The following is a 16,257-nucleotide window of genomic DNA, read 5'->3' as shown; positions in this document are numbered from 1 at the left end:
GTCGTCCGAATCTCATGGCGCGCCCTTCAACAGATAGACAGTGCGGTCAGCAGTGGGTCAGATAGTGGCGGGCCGTCTCACGCAGCCGGGCGTGCACCCCCTCGTACGCGCCGACCCCGCCCAGATAGCGCTTGTCCACCTTCGCCACCATCGTGTAGTTCGAGTCGCACACGTTGCCGACCGGGGCCTCACCGGCCTGGCTGACGAGTTGGTACGCGTCGAGCTGGTCCAGCCCGACCAGCTCGGCGGTCCAGGTGACCAGGTCGTGCTGGCTGATCCGGTAGGCGTCCTCCAGCGGACGGGCCGAGCCGGTGGACATCAGCGCGTCGTCCGACTCCAGCCGCGGCCACGGGGTGCCGACCCCCTTGACGACGTCCACCACGACCGCGGTGTTCATGGCCGCCTCGATGCCGGTGCCGCACACCTCGCCGTGACCCTGCCGGCAGTGCCCGTCACCGAGGGCGAAGAGCGCTCCGGAAACGTTCACACCGAAGTACGCGGTGACTCCGGCCCGCAGCTCCGGGGTGTCCATGTTGCCGCCGTGCGCGTCCGGGGTGATCGTCATCCGCGCCTCGAAGGCACCCGGCGCCACCCCAGCGGTGCCGTGCATCGGATCCAGCGGCAGCGCCACGGTGTAGTCGCCCCGGCGTGCCCGGTACGTCGCCGTGCCCGCGGCGACGTCGATGTCGTACCGCCAGACCACCTCGTCGAGCGGAGGTTGCAGGGTCGCCGTGGTGTGGGTGCCGGTGAGCGCGCCGAAGTGCGGAAAGGTGGTGGACACGGCCCAGTCCCGGGCCGGCTCGATGGAGATGAAGTGCACGGCGAGGGTGTCCCCGGGCTCGGCCCCCTCGACGTGGATCGGCCCGGTCACCGGGTTGAGGTACGGGAACTGGCAGACCTGCGACGGCAGGTCGTCGGTGCTGCGGACCCGGCCGCCGAAGCAGTCCTCGGTGTAGAGCTCGAGGATCGTGCCGGGGCGCACCCGGCGCACCGCCTCGCGCCCGCCGAAGGTGTAGGAGAGTTCGTCCGGCTCCGGCCGGTACTTCACCACGTCCGTGTTCACTGCGGCTCCTTCACCGGCTCGTCGGTGCTGTCGTGGGTGACTTCGACGAGCGCGGCGAGTTCGGGACGCCGGCCCGTCAGGTAGAAGGCCAGCAGGACCAGCAGCCCGACGCCCAACCAGACGAAGCCGAGCACCTGGGCGGCGACCTTGGCGTTGATGACGACGTAGAGCAGGATCAGGAACCCGATCACCGGCACCACCAGATGCCGCAACCAGTCCCGGCTGCCGTTGCGCACCACGTAGTGGGTTACGACGGAGACGTGCAGTGCCAGGAAGGCGGTCATCGCGCCGAAGTTGACCAGTGTGGACAGCAGCGAGATGCCGTCGTCGCGGCTGGCCATGTAGAGGCCGAGCGCCAGGGAGATGGCGGCGACCAGCATGGTCGCGTTGGCCGGCACCTTGTGTTTCGGGTTGATCCGGGCGAGGAAGCGCGGCATCTGCCGGTCGCGGGCCATCGCGTACAGCAGGCGGGAGGTCGCGGCCTGCGCGACCAGGGAGTTGGCGAAGCCCCAGGCGATCGCGGTGGCCAGGGCGGTCAGCCCGGCCAGCCAGCCCCCGCCGGCCGCCCGGGCCGCGTCGTAGAACGCCGTTCCCTCGGGGTCGCCGTTGTCGAGCAGGCCGGGCGCGTCCGGCACCAGCAGGGCCGCGACCCACGTCTGCACGACGAACAGGGCACCGGCCAGCAGCAGCGCCGCGACCATCGCCCGGCCGATCTGCCGGGCCTCCTCGCGGCTCTCCTCGGCCAGCATGGAGATCCCGTCGAAGCCGAGGAACGAGAGGACGGCGATCGACACCGCGCCGAAGACCAGCGGCCAGGAGAAGGTGTCCGCGTCGAACAGCGGCCGGAGCGAGAAGCCCGCACCCTTGCCCTGCGCCAGCGCGACCACGCCGACGACCAGGAAGATCACGAGGATGACCAGCTCGGCGGCGAGCATCACCCGGTTGACCCGGGCGGTCATCCGGATGCCGAAATAGTTGACGACGGTGTTGAGCACGACGAAGGCCACCAGCCACGCCCACACCGGCACGCCGGGCACGAGGGAGTGCATGGCCACGCTGGCCACCAGGTAGAGCAGACCCGGCACGAGGACGTAGTCGAGCAGGATCACCCAGCCGGCGAGGAAGCCGACGGGCGGTGCGATGCCGCGACCGGCGTAGCTGTAGACGGAGCCGGCCATGGGGAACGCGCGGACCATCTGCGCGTACGACATGGCGGTGAACATCATCGCCACCATGCCGATGATGTAGGCCAGCGCGACCATGCCGCCGGAGCCGGCGTACACGCTGCCGAAGATACCGAAGGGCGCGATCGGCACCATGAAGATCAGTCCGTAGATCAGCAGGTCGGTGAAGCTGAGGGTCCGACTCAGCTCCTGCCGGTAGCCGAACTGTTCGACCTTGGTGACTGTGTGGGGTGGGTCGGGAGGTTGAGTCATGGCACACCTCCTTGATCTGCTCAGGCCGCACGTTAGTCCAGCCATCGACGAACAGCTAGATCTGTGTGGCTGGATTGAGAGCATCGCGAATTCGCGACTCAGAAAAAGTCAGGTCCATCGACCCTCGGCGGGTGACGTGCGTGCTCAGGACGAGCGGAGCTGCTCGCGGAACCAGGCCCGGTCGGGGTTCACGACAGCCTGGCCGCCGAGCACGACGGTGGGCACGGTCTCGTTGCCGCCGGCCACCGCCCGGACGGCGGCAGCACCCGCCGGATCGCGCCAGATGTCCACCCAGTGCGCCCGCCGGGCGAGCCGGCCAAGGGAGAACCGGAGCTGGAGGCAGTAGCGACAGCCGGGGCGCCAGTACACGATCGGCCGGCCGTCCGCCGCGCTGGCCCGCTGCGCTTCGGCGGCGTCCACCGAGCGGGGGAAGGCCCACGGCGACAGCAGCAGCGCCAGCGCCAAGAAGATCAGGAACTCGACGCCGCCGACGGCGGACATACCGGCGGCCAGTTGCGCCACCAGGACCAGCACGCCGCACGCCGCCATCACGATCGTCAGGGTCCACCGCCGCAGCACGCCGAGGACCTTACCAAGGAGCCCGCGCGCGTCAGGGCGCGCGAGAGGGTGGCTGACCACGAATACGAGACGAACTCGACAATTCGTACCTTAGGTTACTGCGGAGGAGGCTGTCGAGACCGGGAGGCGACGTGGAGAGCTATCCGGCGATCGAAGATCACGGGCTCATCGGCGACCTGCAGACCGCCGCGCTGGTGACGTGCGACGGAACGATCGACTGGTTCTGCGCACCGCGCTTCGACTCGCCGAGCATCTTCGCCGCGCTGCTGGACCGCGAGCGGGGTGGCTACTTCCGCATCGCCCCGCACGACGTCCGGTACGTCACCAAGCAGCTCTACCTGCCTGGCACTCCGATCCTGATCACCCGGTTCATCAGCGCGGACGGCGTCGCCGAGGTGATGGACTTCATGCCAGTCACCGGCGATCGGGCCACTGACACGCACCGCCTGGTCCGCATGGTCAACATGGTCCGGGGCAGCATGCGGTTCCGGGTGGAGTGCCGACCCCGGTTCGACTACGCCCGGGAGACGCACCAGCTGGAGCGCCACCGCCACGGGTACGTCTTCCGCAGCCAGTCAGCGGCGCTCACCTTCAACCCGGTCGACCCCGTACGGCAGCTGATCTCGCAGGGAGGCGACATCAGCCTGGAAGACGGCGACCTGGTCGCGTACGGCACCCTGAACGAGGGTGACACCGGCGGGGTGGTCCTGGACACGGCCGGCACGGAGCCACGGATCATCCCACCGGTGGAGGTCCAGGGGATGTTGGAGTGGACCCGGGACTACTGGCGGCGCTGGGTCGAGCGCTCCCGCTACACCGGGCGGTGGCGGGAAATGGTCGAGCGCTCGGCCATCACGCTGAAGCTCATGACGTACGCGCCGACCGGCGCGATGATCGCCGCGCCCACCGCCGCGCTGCCCGAACTGGTCGGCGGCACGCGCAACTGGGACTACCGCTACACCTGGGTACGCGACACGTCGTTCTCGGTGCACGCGCTACTCGGCCTCGGCTTCACCGAGGAGGTCAGCCAGTACATGAACTGGCTGGACGAGCGGATTCGCGAGGCCGGTGACCACCAGGACCCGCTGAAGATCATGTATCGGGTGGATGGCTCCTCCGACCTGCACGAGGAGATTCTCGACCACCTGGAGGGCTACCGCGGCTCCCGACCGGTGCGGATCGGCAACGGCGCCGCCGACCAGATCCAACTCGACATCCACGGCGAGGCCCTCTACGCCATGCACCTCGCCGACGAGCAGGGCATCCGTGTCTCGCACCAGGTGTGGAAGAGCACCATACGGCTCGTCGACTGGCTCTGCCAGCACTGGGACCAGGCCGACGCCGGCATCTGGGAGAGCCGCCACCACCCCCGCAACTACACCTTCGGCCGGGTGATGTCCTGGGTCGCGCTGGACCGGGCCATCCGCCTCGCCACCCGCACCGGGCGCCCCGGCGACACCACCCGGTGGGCGGAGCAGCGCAACCAGATCTACAACCAGGTCATGGCCCGCGGATACCACCGCGGACGCGGCAGCTTCGTGCAGGCGTACGACGAGAACGTGCTGGACGCGGCGTTACTCGCCATGCCGGCGGTCGGCTTCATGACGCCGAGCGACCCCCTCTGGCAGTCCACCCTGAATGCGATCGAGCGCGAGTTGGTCTCCGACAGCCTGGTCCACCGGTACGACCCGGTCCACTCCCCCGACGGCCTTCCCGGGCACGAGGGCACCTTCAACATGTGCACGTTCTGGTACGTCGAGGCGCTGGCCCGCTCCGGTCGCCTGGACGACGCCCGGCTCACCTTCGAGAAGATGTTCACCTTCAGCAACCACCTCGGCCTGTACGCCGAGGAGATCGCCGCGACCGGTGAGCAGATCGGCAACTACCCGCAGGCGTTCAGTCACCTCTCCCTGATCAACTCGGCACTGGCGCTGAACGACCTGCTCGACGCCGAGGCCGACGCCCGGCGTCGCCGGTAGCTCGGGTCAACCCATCGGGCCGCGACCGGCGGCGCCGATGACCGCCATCATGATCAGGGTGCGCTGCCGCCGTCGGCTCATCAGCGCGAAACAGGCGGTGAGCGCCACCAGCTCCACCTCGGCCCACTCACCGGTGACGTCGACGCGAATCGGCCCACCCGGCCGGCCGGAAAGGCGCACCGCGAGCCGGTGCCCGTCGCGTACCAGCTCACCGCCGCAGCGACCGGACGCCCAGCGCGCCGCCCCACCCGACCCCGGCACGTGCGACCGGCCCGGGTCGAGCCGCACCGCGGCGCCGTGCTCGGCCTTGGCGGTGACCCCGATGCGCCGGCGGTCGGTCGGCTCGACCGTCCAGAGGCCCGCGTCGGTCCGGATCTCGCCGCACCGCCAGGTCCAGCCGGTACGCAGCGAGGCGCGCGGCCCGGCACCGGAGTCGAGGACGAAGGCGCCGTCCTGCTTGCGTACGGTCAGCGCGGTCATCGGTTCAGCCCTTCCGGGCGCGGCCGGGACAGGCCGAGGATGAGGACGACGCCGACGCTCAGGTGCAGCAGCGCAAGCGCCGCCTTCACTTCCCCGCCGACGCCGCTCGGCGGCCCGGCCAGCAGTGACAGCAGCAGGGCTGCGACCGCGATCGAGGTCCACCAGACGCGCGCCCGGTTGGTGAGGCGTTCCAGCAGCGCGAGCAGCGCCCAGCCGGCCAGTGCCGCGACCGCGGCGGCCACCACGACCGCGGCCACCGTGATCTGCCGGGTCGCGTTTCCGGTGCCCGCCGCCAGGTCGACGCCGGCCGCCGAGTGCAGGATCGCGAACTCCGCCGTCGCCACCAGGATCGCGCCGGCCGCCACCGCGGCTCGGTGCAGGAGAAGGTTGTTCGTCATGCCCTGAGTCTGTGGACCGGCCCGGGTCGGACACGTCGGTCCGGACGCCGCGGCGCGTACATCCGTCGGCGGCGCCGCCTACTACCAAAGGAGGTGGTCCGGCCCTCCGCGAGCCCAGTAGCCTGCGCTGGTGGATGCGGCGACGTGCGACGTAAACCCGCCGCGGACGTGGCGTTCCGCCCCGGTGGGCGTGACGACCGTGGCGATGGGCGTGCTCATCGCGACCGTGCTGTGGTCCGCCACCCGCTCCGGGTCGACCGCCCTGGTCCGCGCCGATGTCGCGCTGGCGGTGGCCGCCCTGGCCCTCGTTCCGGTGGTCGTCCGCCGCCCGGAGGTCGCGGGCGTGCTGGCGGGCCTGCTGGTGGCGCTCTCGCCGGTGGCCACTCCGGTGGCGAGCTTCGCGGTGCTGTTCACCGCCCGCAACCGGCCGTTCCGGCAGGCCGCGGTGGTGGCGGCGGTCGGCGTGGCGGGCGAGGCGGTGCAGGCGGTGTGGCGGCCGATGCCCAGCCTGCCGTACGGGTGGCGGCTGGTGCTGATGACGGCCGCGTACGCAGCCCTGCTGGGCTGGGGCACCTGGGCGCAGGCCCGGCACGCCCTGCTGGCGGCGCTGCGGGACCGGGCCTGGCGGGCGGAGCAGGAGCAGGAACGCCGGGTCGTCGAGGCCCGGGCGGCCGAGCGCAGCCGGATCGCGCGGGAGATGCACGACGTGCTGGCCCACCGGCTGTCGCTGTTGGCGGCGGCCGCCGGCGCGATGGAGTACCGGCCGGACGCGCCACCCGAGCGGCTCAGCGCCGCCGCCGGGGTGATCCGGGCCAGCGCGCACCACGCCCTCGACGAGCTGCGCGAGGTCATCACGCTGCTGCGCAGCGACGACGCCGAGGCTCCGGCGGACGCGCCACCCGGGCAGACCCTCGCCGACCTGCCGCGCCTGGTCGAGGAGGCCCGGCGGCCGGGCAGCACATCGAGGTCGACGACCCGCTCGGCCCGCCGGCCGAGGTCCCGCCGGCGGTCGGCCGCACCGCCTACCGGATCGCGCAGGAGGCATTGACCAACGCCCGCAAGCACGCCGCCGGGCAGCCGGTCCGACTCGCCGTCGGCGGGGCTCCCGGCTCCGGCCTGAGCATCGCGGTGAGCAACCCGACCACGCCCGACGGCGGTGCCGCCGGGCACGACGGCGCGGGCCTGATCGGTCTCGCCGAACGGGCCACCCTCACCGGCGGCCGCGTCGCCCACCACATCGACGCCTCGGGTCGGTTCCACCTCACCGCGTGGCTGCCGTGGCCGAGGTGACGGGCCCGGTCCGGGTCGTCATCGTCGACGACGACCCTCTGGTACGGGGAATGCTGACGATGATGCTCGACGGCGCCGACGGGATCGTCGTCGTGGGCGAGGCCGCCGACGGCGGTGCGGCGATCACCGCGGTGGACCGGCACATGCCCGACGTGGTGCTGATGGACATCCGGATGCCCGGCGTCAACGGCATCACCGCCACCGAGCGCCTGCGCCGCCGCCCCCGGCCACCGGAGATCATCGTGCTCACCACGTTCGACACCGACGAGCACGTGGTGCGGGCCCTGCGGGCCGGCGCCAGCGGGTTCCTGCTCAAGGACACCCCGCCGGAGCGGATCAGCCAGGCCGTCCGCGCCGTCGCCGCCGGCAACCCGATGCTGTCGCCGGGCGTCACGCGCCGCCTCATGCAGCGGGTGGCCTCCGGCGCCGAGTCCTACGAGCACGCGCGTGCCCGGCTGGCCCTGCTCACGCCCCGTGAACGCGACGTCGTGCTGGCCATCGCGCAGGGACGCTCCAACGCCGAGATCGCCACCGAGCTGCTGATGAGCGTGACCACCGTGAAGGCCCACGTCTCGCACATCCTGACCAAGCTGGACCTCGACAACCGCACCCAGATCGCCCTGCTCGCCCACGACGGCCGGCTGGCCTGAGCCGGACGCGCGGCCACCCTGTCGACGAACAGGACAGCGACTCGGCGGCCCTCCGAAGTGGCTTCTCAGGCGACGGCGGTGGCCATCCGGCGTACCGCCTCGCTGATCAACTCCGGTGCGGTGGCCAGATTCAGCCGGACATGGCCGCCGCCGCCGGTGCCGAAGGCCGAACCGGAGTTGAGCGCCACCCGGCCACGGTCGAGGAACACGGTGGCGGGGTCGTCACCGAGGCCCAGGGCACGGCAGTCGAGCCAGGCGAGATAGGTGGCCTGACCGGGCTGGCAACGGATGGCCGGCAGGTGCTCGGCGAGCAGCGCGGCAAGGAGCCGGCGATTGTCGTCCAGGCCGGTCAACAGGGCGTCGAGCCACTCGCCGCCGTCGCGGAAGGCGGCGGTGTGGGCGATCACGGCGAGGTGGCTGGTGCTGACGCTGGCCTCGAACGGAACGCGGGCGAGGTCTCCGACCGCGGCCGGGCCGGCGATGAGGAGCGCACCGCGCAGGCCGGCCAGGTTCCACCCCTTGGAGGCGGACATCAGCGACAGGCCGTTCTCCGCGCCGGGCACCGAGAGGTACGGCACGAACCGCTCTCCCCCAGCCACCACCGGAGCGTGGATCTCGTCGGCGACCACCCGCACCCCGTGCCGCTCAGCCAGACTGGCGACGGCGGCCAACTCGTCCGCGGTGTGCAGAACGCCGGTCGGGTTGTGCGGGCTGCACAGCAGGTACGCAACTGGCCGCCCACCAGCCCGAGCCTGCCGGAACGCGTCCTCCAGTGCGCCGAGGTCGATCCGCAGGTCCTCGCCGAGCGGCGCCTCCACGATCCGGCGGCCGGCGTGCGCCACGAACTCGTAGAACGGCGGGTAGACCGGGCAGTTGACGACCACCGCGTCCCCCGGCTCGGTGACCAGCCGCAGCGCCTCGACGATGCCGTGCATCACGTCGGGCACCAGCGCGGTGCGCTCCACGGCCAGCCCGTCCCAACCCCACCGACGCCGGGCGAACTCCGCCAGCGCCTGCGGGTACGCCGTGCCAGCGGTGTAGCCGGTGTCGCCGCGCGCGACGGCCTCGGTGATCGCCCTCGCGACCGGCTCGGCCAGCGGCACGTCCATCTCCGCCACCCAGAGCGGCAGCACGTCGTCCGGGTATTCCCGCCACTTGAGGCTCGTCCGTTGCCGGAGCTGGTCGATGGTGAGTTGGCGAAGCGGATTCACCGCGTTGCGGGCACCACGAAGCACAGCACTCATGGCTGAAGCCTATTCCGCTCCGGCCACGTCGCGATCACGGCCGAGGGTGGAGATGGCACCCGGTGCGGGCTGTCGGGGCTGGTCGCTGTGCACGGCCGCGCGGTCACGCCTCGAAGTCGCGATCGCCGGGCGTCTCCCGCCCGATCGGCGACGCGGGAACCTCCAGCGGCCGTCCCCGGCTCCGCAGCGCGTCGAGCAGCGCGACCAGGGCCAGCACTACGGCCACCACGCTCAGCCCGACCATCGGCGACCAGCGGGCCAACGCCGGTGTGCACAGCAGCAGGGCCACCAAGCCGATCATCCGGGGTCCGGAAACCCGGCCGAAGATCTCGTACTCCAGCCGCAGACGGGCGACGAGGAAGAGCACCGGACCGCCCACCACGAACAGAAGCCAACTGAGCCGCGGCGACCCGAACGGATGGTCGATCACCAGCTCGTAGCCGACCGAGGTGACCAGCACGCTGAGCACGATCAACGCATGCGTCCGTTCCGACGCCGTACCCAGCCGGCCGGGCATACCCGCCCGATCCAACGCCTCGGTCAACAGCAGCCCGGCGCGGTGGAAGTAGATCCGCCACAGCAGCGCGCTGGTGGCGAACGCGACCCCGAACGCGACGGCCCGCTCCGCGGAGTAGTCCCTGCCGCTGAAAACCGTGCCGATGACGAGGATCGACTCACCGAGTGCGATGAGGAACATCTGTTGGTGACGTTCGGCCAGATGCTTCCCGGTGATCCGCCAGCGGCTCACCGCCGCAGCCCCGAGCCGCGGCAGCGGCCAGCCCAGAGCCCAGGCGAGGTAGTCGACAGCGAGGGCGGCAGCCCACAGCGGCAGGCGAAACCGGTCCGGGCCCAACGCGCCGGCCAGCCAGAGCGGCGCGGAAATCGCCGCCCATCCGGCAAGCCGGAACGGCACCAGCCGTCGCGGATGGCCACGCAGCGCGGCGGCGACCACCAGCGGCCGCACCACCATCACCATCAGGTACGCGACCGCGAACGGCAGCGCTCGCCCCTCCATCGCGCGTGGCAGCGCCACCGCCATCACCAGGCTGGCGAACATGGTGCCGACCACGACGGCCTGGATGATCGACCGCTCTGGTTCGTAGCGACTGGTGATCCAGGTGGTGTGCGACCAGATCAGCCAGAGCGCCAGGAAGAGCAACAGGGTACGACCGAAACCTTCGAGCAGCGCCCAACCAGTGTCATCGTTCAGGTCGGCGAATCGTTGCGAGACCCGGGCGAGGGCCACGACGAAAGCCAGATCGAAGAAGAGCTCCAGAAACGTGGCGCGGCCCGAACTCGCCGGAGGGCGCAGCAGATCGGCTCCGCGTCCCGCCGCCATCGTCCGCCTCCGCCCCCTCGTCGCACCAACGAGTCGGCCGCCCGAGGGGTTGCGTCAACCCCTTGGGCGTCCCCCTCGCTGTGGTGGATCCACGGTGTGGTCCGCTGAGGCCCGCGAGCTGAGCGGGGGTCGGGCCTCGATTACGGTGACCATGAAGGGGGTGGGCCATGGCGCCGGAGGTATCGCCGCGAAGGGCCAGGGCCGTGCTCGTCGCGCTCTCCCTCGCCGCGTTCGCGTTCATCACGACCGAACTGCTGCCCGTCGGCCTGCTGACCCACATCGCACCCGACCTCGACCGGTCGCGCACGCAGGTGGGTCTGCTGGTCAGCGGGTACGCCGTCGTGGTCGTGCTGGCGTCCGTGCCGCTGGCCCGGCTGACCCAGCGGGTACCCAGGCGTCAACTGCTCGGCGGCACGATGCTCCTGTTCGCCGCCGCGAACGCCACCTCCGCGCTCGCGCCGACGTACGCCGTGCTGGCCGGCTCCCGCCTCGTGACCGCCCTGGCCCAGGCGCTGTTCTGGTCCATCGCCACGGCGACCGTGACCGGGCCCTTCCCGGTCGCGGTGCGCGGCCGGGTGGTAGCGCTGTTCGCCACCGGGGCGACGCTCGCCCCGGTGCTCGGCGTACCCCTGGGCACCTGGCTCGGGCAGCAGGCCGGTTGGCGCGCGGCGTTCGCGGTGCTGGCCGGGGTCGGTCTGGCGATCGCCGCCGCGGTGCTCGTCCTCCTTCCCTCCTACCCGCCGGCCGCTGGCGGCGCCGCCCGGGGCACCGCACCGGACGGGCGGCGCTTCGCCCTGCTGTTGATCGCGACCGCCCTCGGCATCGGCGGCTTCATGACCCTGCAGACCTACGTCACACCGTTCCTGCTCGACGTCAGCGGCTTCGCCGACGCGGTGCTGGCGCCGCTGCTGTTCGTCTCCGGCGCGGCCGGCGTCGTCGGCACCCTGGCCGCGGCCCGGACCCTGGACACCCGGCCGATCGCTTCCCTGCTGGCGCCGCTGAGCATCGGCACCGCCTCGCTGTTCGGCCTGTACGCGCTCGGCGCGCTCCGGCCCGGCGCGGTCGCACTCCTCGCCGGGATAGGCCTCGGTTACGCGGCGTTCGGCTCCGCCGTGCAGAGCCGGATGCTGCAACTGGCTCCGGGCAGCACCGACATCGCGTCGGCCGGCGTCAGCACCGCCTTCAACGCCGGCATCGCCGGCGGATCACTGCTCGGCGGCGCCCTCCTGCCCACCTCGGGAGCACGCCCGCTGGCACTCGTCGGCGGGTTGCTGACGCTGGCCGCCCTCACACTGCTCGCCCTGGACGCGCGGCGGTGTCGCGCCGCCGGGCCGGCGCCGACCGCCGCCCGTTCCGCCACCAGCCCCGCAGCTACGCGGCAGGTCACACCTACCCGGACGGGAAGGCCACTGCACGATCGGCAGAGTGCGCCCTAGGCTGTCTCGGTCGCATCGCCGCAGGTGATGTCGAGCGGGATACCGCGGTTGCGGTACTCCTCGCGGACCTTGACTGACTGGATGTCGCCGTACCACCGGTCCAGCGACTCGTTAGTGGGCACCCGTTGCGCGACGAGGAGCCAGGCTGCGCCGACCACGTGCCCGTCCATCTCGGCGACGAACGGCAGGGCTCGACGGGGACCTGCTCGAGTTCTGGAAGAGCTGACCTAGTGTCGCGTGTCTGAGGTCTTTTGACGGTTGGCTTTGGTGAGGATCTGATCGGCTGTCTTGGTCCAGCGGAACGGTTCGCAGCGTTCGTTGTAGGCGTCGATGAACGTGCGGATCGCGCGGATGAGGTCCGGGACGCTGGTGAAGGTTCCGCGGCGGATGGCCTGGCGGGTGATGATGCCGAAGAAGATTTCGACCATGTTCATCCACGAGGCGCTGGTCGGGGTGAAATGCATGGTGATCCGCGGGTTGCGCGCCAGCCAGGCTTTGACGTTCGGGTGGTTGTGGGTGGCGTAGTTGTCGGCCACGACGTGCAGCTTCACCCGCGGGTGGGCCTTGGCGACCTGCTTGAGAAACCGCAGGAACTCGTTGTTGCGGTGCCGGTCGTAGCAGGCGTCGGCGGTGATCTTCCCGGTGGCGACCTCCAGGGCGGCGAACAGTGTGGTCGTCCCGTGGCGTTTGTAGTCGTGGGTGCGGCGTTCGGCCTGGTCGAACCGCATCGGCAGTAGCGGTGCAGTCCGGTCGAGGGCCTGGATCTGGGACTTCTCGTCGACGCACACGACGACGGCGTTCGCGGGCGGGTCGAGATACAAGCCGACGACGTCGCGGATCTTCGCCTCGAGCTGCGGGTCGGTAGAGAACTTGAACGTCTCCACCCGGTGTGGCTGCAGGTCCCAGGCTCGCCAGATCCGAGCGACCTCGGCGAAGCTGACCCGCATGCCGTTGCTCGTCAGGTGACCGGCCAACAACCGTGCTGACCAGTGCGTCACCGCCAAATCCGCAGGCGGCGGGTTCAACGTGGACACCACCACACCGGCCTCATCGATCACCGGCGGACGCCCGGAACGCGGCAAGTCAGCCAGGGCGTCGATCCCGCCGGCCTCGTACCGGGCCCGCCACGCGATCACCGTCTGCCGGGTCATCCCCACCCGCCGGCCGATCTCCGCATTGGACAACCCCTCGGCCGCCAACAACACCATCCGGGCGCGTTGCACATGCCCGGCCGGGGCCGACGACGACCTCGCCAGATCCCGAAGCCGAGCACCATCCTCCGGACGAAGAATCAATGCGGCAGCAACAGACACGAGAACAGTGTCCCGCACCCCAACCGTCAAATCAATTCAGACACGCGACACTAGCGCTCGTACCGCTCGAATCGGATGACAACGTCCCGCAGGTGGTCGTTGGGTCTGCGGACGAACAGGCCGCGGATCTCGATGAACGGGTTGCAGATCGGCGGGAGATTGTCCTCGTCCACGTAGTCGTCCTCGTCCTCGTACTCCTCCTCCGCTCCGGGGTCCTTCAAGAACTGGACGAACGGGGTTTTCGGCTGGTCGGGGTGGGTGGGCTCGACCGGGTTGCGGTGCCACACGGTGCCGTAATTGCGGTTGAGCACCTCGCCCAGGTACCACCCCGGCACCATGACCGCGGGCTGCTCGGCCTCCTCGGCCGCGAGCAGGTCGTCCCAGCCGGCGAACCGCTCACGCAGCAGCTGCTCCAGGCGGTCCAGGGAGTCCACGGTGAAGTCCCACGCCTGCCCAGTCTCACGGGACCAGACCGGAAAGGCCGTTTGCTGGGCCGCCAACCAGGTGTTCAGCCGCGGGTTGTCGGCCCAGTCGCTCATGCGCGGTCTCCACTCAGCATTTGATAACGAAAAGATACCCATAGTTGTCGATTGGTTGCATCGGGGCACGCCAATACGACGCCGTTCCATATGGTGTCACACGGCGCCGGGGACCAGACGACTACGAACGGGGAGGCACCGGCGTCTCCCTCCCTGGATGGGATCTACATGAGCTACCCCAGAGTCCGGCTCCGTGCGCACCTGCTGTTCCGCGGCCTGGTAGCGGCCGTCTGCGCCGTGCTGTTGTCCGCCGGCACCATGCCCGTCGCCTCGGCGGCGGCGCCGCCCATGCTGACCGGCAAGCGCTGCGACGTGAAGTTCAAGCTGACCGGCAACCCGTCGAAACCGGGGACGCTGCCGGTCGGTGACGCCAGCCGGATCAAGTCGGCGTGGGACACGTACGACTACGTGAATCAGCGGCAGTCGATGGACGGGCTGGCGGCGCCCACAGCGGTTGACCTCGCGGAGGCCGGCGTCGACTCGACGAAGTGGAAAGAGGGCGACCCGCGCAAGGTCTACGCCAGCTACAACTACCGGCAGCTCAGCTCGAACCCGTACAAGGGCACGTTCCAGGACTGGCTCAACGACGCGTACATCGACAACGCCGCCCGCCGCACGCGTGGCGATGCCTTCCACAAGAAAATTGTGCAAGACCTGAACCTGGTCGGCCCGGACTGGCTCTGCGAGGTCGAGGTCAAGGACGCGGACGGCAAGGTCATCCGCCGGTACGACGCGGTCAACCAGAGGACCAAGGAGTTCGTCGAGATCAAGTCGGGTGGCGGGATCGTCGACAAGCAGCTGCCCAACGACCGCCAGGTGCTCAAGGACCCGCGGTTCAAGGAGTATTCGCTGCGCTACGTCTACGGCCAGGAGCCGGAGCCCCGCAGCACCACCAAGCTGCGCGAGCTCGGCGCCGACGCCGGACAGCACCCGGACGGCAAGTCCCGGGTCACCACCTACCAGCACCGCTCCACCCCGGTCGTGCGGTTCACCCCCGGCCCACACACCAAGTTCGACCCGACGCTGAACCCGAACCCGCAGGCGAACTCCGGCTCGCGCGGCGGCCTCAACGACATGCTCAACCAGTCGAAGCCGACCCCGGAGACCATGCGCCAGCAGATGGAGCGCATCCGACAGGGCGACACCACCGGTCAGCGCCTGCGCGGCCCCGGCGGCGTCGACTTCTCCACCCTCGAGCTGCGTTTTGTCGGCGCCCCGGTCAAGGGCGAGGGCCTGGACTACTCGTTCACCGCCGACAAGATGCCCGACCCGGACACCAACCCCGGCTTCGGCGGCCAGGAGAAGGCCCAGCTGATCTCCGACTCGTTCTTCACCTGGCTGGCGCTCACCCCGGAGAAGTTCTGGGTGAACCTCAACCCGGACGAGCCGCAGCGCGTGATGGACGCCAAGTTCGGCAAGACCGACGCCGGGCGGGTGCTGCTCGAGGCCGACCTGCAGATGAAGCACGACTTCGCCGCGGCCATGAACCCGAAGACCGACCTGGGCAGGAAGTTCTGGAACGAGAACCAGTTGACCGACGGGCTGCCCTGCCTGCACGGCATCCGCAACTGGATCGAACCGGAGCCCGCGCAGGTGCGTGAGCAGGACGGCGGCATCTACATTCTGGACGCGCCGCTCAAGGTCAACTCGGTGCCGCAGGAGGTCGACTTCGACCTGCCCGGCGACCCGTGCGAGCCCACCAAGGCGCAGATCGAGCACAACCAGAAGGTCGTCGAAAAGCTGATCGTTCCGGCGGTCGAGAAGAAGATCAATCAAGATGCCGCGTACGCCGACCTGCGCCGTGTCTACACGTCCCGGGTAGCGGCCGAGTGGATCCGGCTGCAGGACGCGAAGAAGGCCACCGACTACCACAAGATCATCAACAGCGACGACGCGTCGAAGTGGCCGATCCGCGGCGAGAAGTGGGACTTCAACGAGACCTGGCAGCGGTACCTCAAGTCGTTCCGCGACGGCGACTACACGTTCGAGTGGGAGGCCGGCGGGCAGGTCTACGTCTACACGATGGGCGGCGTCGACTTCTCCAAGTCGCCCAAGGAGAACGTGTCGAAGCAGCAGTTCACGGCGCAGCACCAGTACCTGCCGCGGAGCACGAGGACGTCGGTGCAGACGATGACCGACGACGCCGAGAGCGACGACCTGCTGCTGCTCGGCGGCAACACCAGGGCCAGGCCGACGACCGGCGACACTGCCACGCCTCCGGCGGACGACGACTCCGACGAGCCGCCGTCCGACGGTGCGGGTGGCGGCGACAACGACGGCGGCCTGCCGGTCACCGGCGACAACGTTCCGGTGCCCGTGCTGGTCTCCGTCGCGCTCGCCCTGATCATCGCGGGCGCGGCTCTGACCTGGCGGGCCCGTCGGCGGCGGCGCATCTTCGTCAGCTAGCGATCGTGTTTCGCACAGCGGCGGCATCGTTCCCGGTGCCGCCGCTGTGTCCGCCGAGGACGCGAAGGCGCACAGGAATTCGGTCGTAGGGCACGGTGGCTGCCG

Annotated in this window: 16 protein-coding genes; 6 read left to right on the top strand and 10 right to left on the bottom strand. The window is 70.4% G+C overall.

What is annotated here, in order from left to right; all coding sequences use genetic code 11:
* Window positions 1–46 precede the first annotated feature (46 nt).
* The 3 genes from ACWD6N_RS10235 to ACWD6N_RS10225 form a co-directional block, all read right to left on the bottom strand.
* Entirely contained in the window at window positions 47–1,063 is a 1,017-nt protein-coding gene (locus ACWD6N_RS10235) for an acetamidase/formamidase family protein (RefSeq protein ID WP_387329021.1), read from the bottom strand.
* Window positions 1,060–2,499, bottom strand: coding sequence for an APC family permease (locus ACWD6N_RS10230; protein WP_354965840.1), 1,440 nt, complete (start codon window positions 2,497–2,499; stop codon window positions 1,060–1,062). Before ACWD6N_RS10230 ends, ACWD6N_RS10235 begins: the two co-directional genes overlap by 4 nt.
* Before the next feature lie 144 nt (window positions 2,500–2,643).
* On the bottom strand, window positions 2,644–3,078 hold the full coding sequence (locus tag ACWD6N_RS10225) for a glutaredoxin domain-containing protein (protein WP_354965841.1): 435 nt from the start codon (window positions 3,076–3,078) through the stop codon (window positions 2,644–2,646).
* A gap of 131 nt (window positions 3,079–3,209) precedes the next feature.
* Between ACWD6N_RS10225 and ACWD6N_RS10220 the strand changes: the two genes are divergently transcribed.
* Window positions 3,210–5,057 (top strand): glycoside hydrolase family 15 protein, encoded by a 1,848-nt coding sequence (locus ACWD6N_RS10220; RefSeq protein ID WP_387329016.1) that lies wholly within the window; start codon window positions 3,210–3,212, stop codon window positions 5,055–5,057.
* Window positions 5,058–5,063: 6 nt separating this feature from the next.
* Here the strand turns inward: ACWD6N_RS10220 and ACWD6N_RS10215 are convergent, their stop codons facing one another.
* Window positions 5,064–5,537: a hypothetical protein gene (locus ACWD6N_RS10215; RefSeq protein ID WP_354965843.1), complete on the bottom strand. Its 474-nt coding sequence runs from the start codon at window positions 5,535–5,537 to the stop codon at window positions 5,064–5,066.
* Window positions 5,534–5,935, bottom strand: a complete 402-nt coding sequence (locus ACWD6N_RS10210; RefSeq protein ID WP_387329013.1) for a DUF6069 family protein — start codon at window positions 5,933–5,935, stop codon at window positions 5,534–5,536. Before ACWD6N_RS10210 ends, ACWD6N_RS10215 begins: the two co-directional genes overlap by 4 nt.
* Before the next feature lie 130 nt (window positions 5,936–6,065).
* On the opposite strand from ACWD6N_RS10210, the gene ACWD6N_RS10205 reads away from it, so the two are divergent.
* Genes ACWD6N_RS10205 through ACWD6N_RS10195 form a run of 3 tightly spaced genes read left to right on the top strand, consistent with a single transcriptional unit; the run spans window position 6,066 to window position 7,875 of the window.
* Window positions 6,066–6,983, top strand: a complete 918-nt coding sequence (locus tag ACWD6N_RS10205; RefSeq protein WP_450004668.1) for a histidine kinase — start codon at window positions 6,066–6,068, stop codon at window positions 6,981–6,983.
* Complete coding sequence (locus ACWD6N_RS10200; protein ID WP_450004667.1) at window positions 6,980–7,225, top strand: hypothetical protein; 246 nt, start codon at window positions 6,980–6,982, stop codon at window positions 7,223–7,225. The genes ACWD6N_RS10205 and ACWD6N_RS10200 overlap by 4 nt, the downstream gene beginning before the upstream one ends.
* On the top strand, window positions 7,213–7,875 hold the full coding sequence (locus ACWD6N_RS10195) for a response regulator transcription factor (RefSeq protein ID WP_354965846.1): 663 nt from the start codon (window positions 7,213–7,215) through the stop codon (window positions 7,873–7,875). Before ACWD6N_RS10200 ends, ACWD6N_RS10195 begins: the two co-directional genes overlap by 13 nt.
* A gap of 65 nt (window positions 7,876–7,940) precedes the next feature.
* Here ACWD6N_RS10195 and ACWD6N_RS10190 read toward each other — a convergent pair whose 3' ends face one another.
* The gene (locus ACWD6N_RS10190; protein ID WP_354965847.1) at window positions 7,941–9,119 is read right to left on the bottom strand and encodes a MalY/PatB family protein; all 1,179 of its coding nucleotides are present in this window, start codon (window positions 9,117–9,119) and stop codon (window positions 7,941–7,943) included.
* 103 nt (window positions 9,120–9,222) lie between these two features.
* Window positions 9,223–10,458 (bottom strand): low temperature requirement protein A, encoded by a 1,236-nt coding sequence (locus ACWD6N_RS10185; RefSeq protein ID WP_354965848.1) that lies wholly within the window; start codon window positions 10,456–10,458, stop codon window positions 9,223–9,225.
* Between the two features lie 167 nt (window positions 10,459–10,625).
* On the opposite strand from ACWD6N_RS10185, the gene ACWD6N_RS10180 reads away from it, so the two are divergent.
* A complete protein-coding gene (locus tag ACWD6N_RS10180; RefSeq protein ID WP_354965849.1) occupies window positions 10,626–11,894 on the top strand; it encodes an MFS transporter in 1,269 nt (422 codons plus the stop codon).
* Here ACWD6N_RS10180 and ACWD6N_RS10175 read toward each other — a convergent pair.
* Genes ACWD6N_RS10175 through ACWD6N_RS10165 form a run of 3 tightly spaced genes read right to left on the bottom strand, consistent with a single transcriptional unit; the run spans window position 11,891 to window position 13,746 of the window.
* The gene (locus tag ACWD6N_RS10175; RefSeq protein ID WP_354965910.1) at window positions 11,891–12,082 is read right to left on the bottom strand and encodes a GNAT family N-acetyltransferase; all 192 of its coding nucleotides are present in this window, start codon (window positions 12,080–12,082) and stop codon (window positions 11,891–11,893) included. The genes ACWD6N_RS10180 and ACWD6N_RS10175 overlap by 4 nt on opposite strands.
* Before the next feature lie 39 nt (window positions 12,083–12,121).
* Window positions 12,122–13,207, bottom strand: a complete 1,086-nt coding sequence (locus ACWD6N_RS10170) for an IS630 family transposase (protein WP_450004674.1) — start codon at window positions 13,205–13,207, stop codon at window positions 12,122–12,124.
* 50 nt (window positions 13,208–13,257) lie between these two features.
* Window positions 13,258–13,746: a hypothetical protein gene (locus ACWD6N_RS10165; protein WP_354965850.1), complete on the bottom strand. Its 489-nt coding sequence runs from the start codon at window positions 13,744–13,746 to the stop codon at window positions 13,258–13,260.
* Window positions 13,747–13,914: 168 nt separating this feature from the next.
* Here ACWD6N_RS10165 and ACWD6N_RS10160 point away from each other — a divergent pair, with 168 nt between their 5' ends.
* Window positions 13,915–16,152 carry a hypothetical protein gene (locus ACWD6N_RS10160; protein ID WP_354965851.1) on the top strand — a complete coding sequence of 746 codons (2,238 nt, stop codon included), beginning with the start codon at window positions 13,915–13,917 and terminating at the stop codon, window positions 16,150–16,152.
* The last annotated feature ends 105 nt before the right edge of the window (window positions 16,153–16,257 follow it).

The sequence above is a fragment of the Micromonospora sp. NPDC005163 genome, from assembly GCF_053599835.1.
Note: the sequence above shows the minus strand (reverse complement) of the source record. Positions and strands in the feature narration are given on the sequence as shown.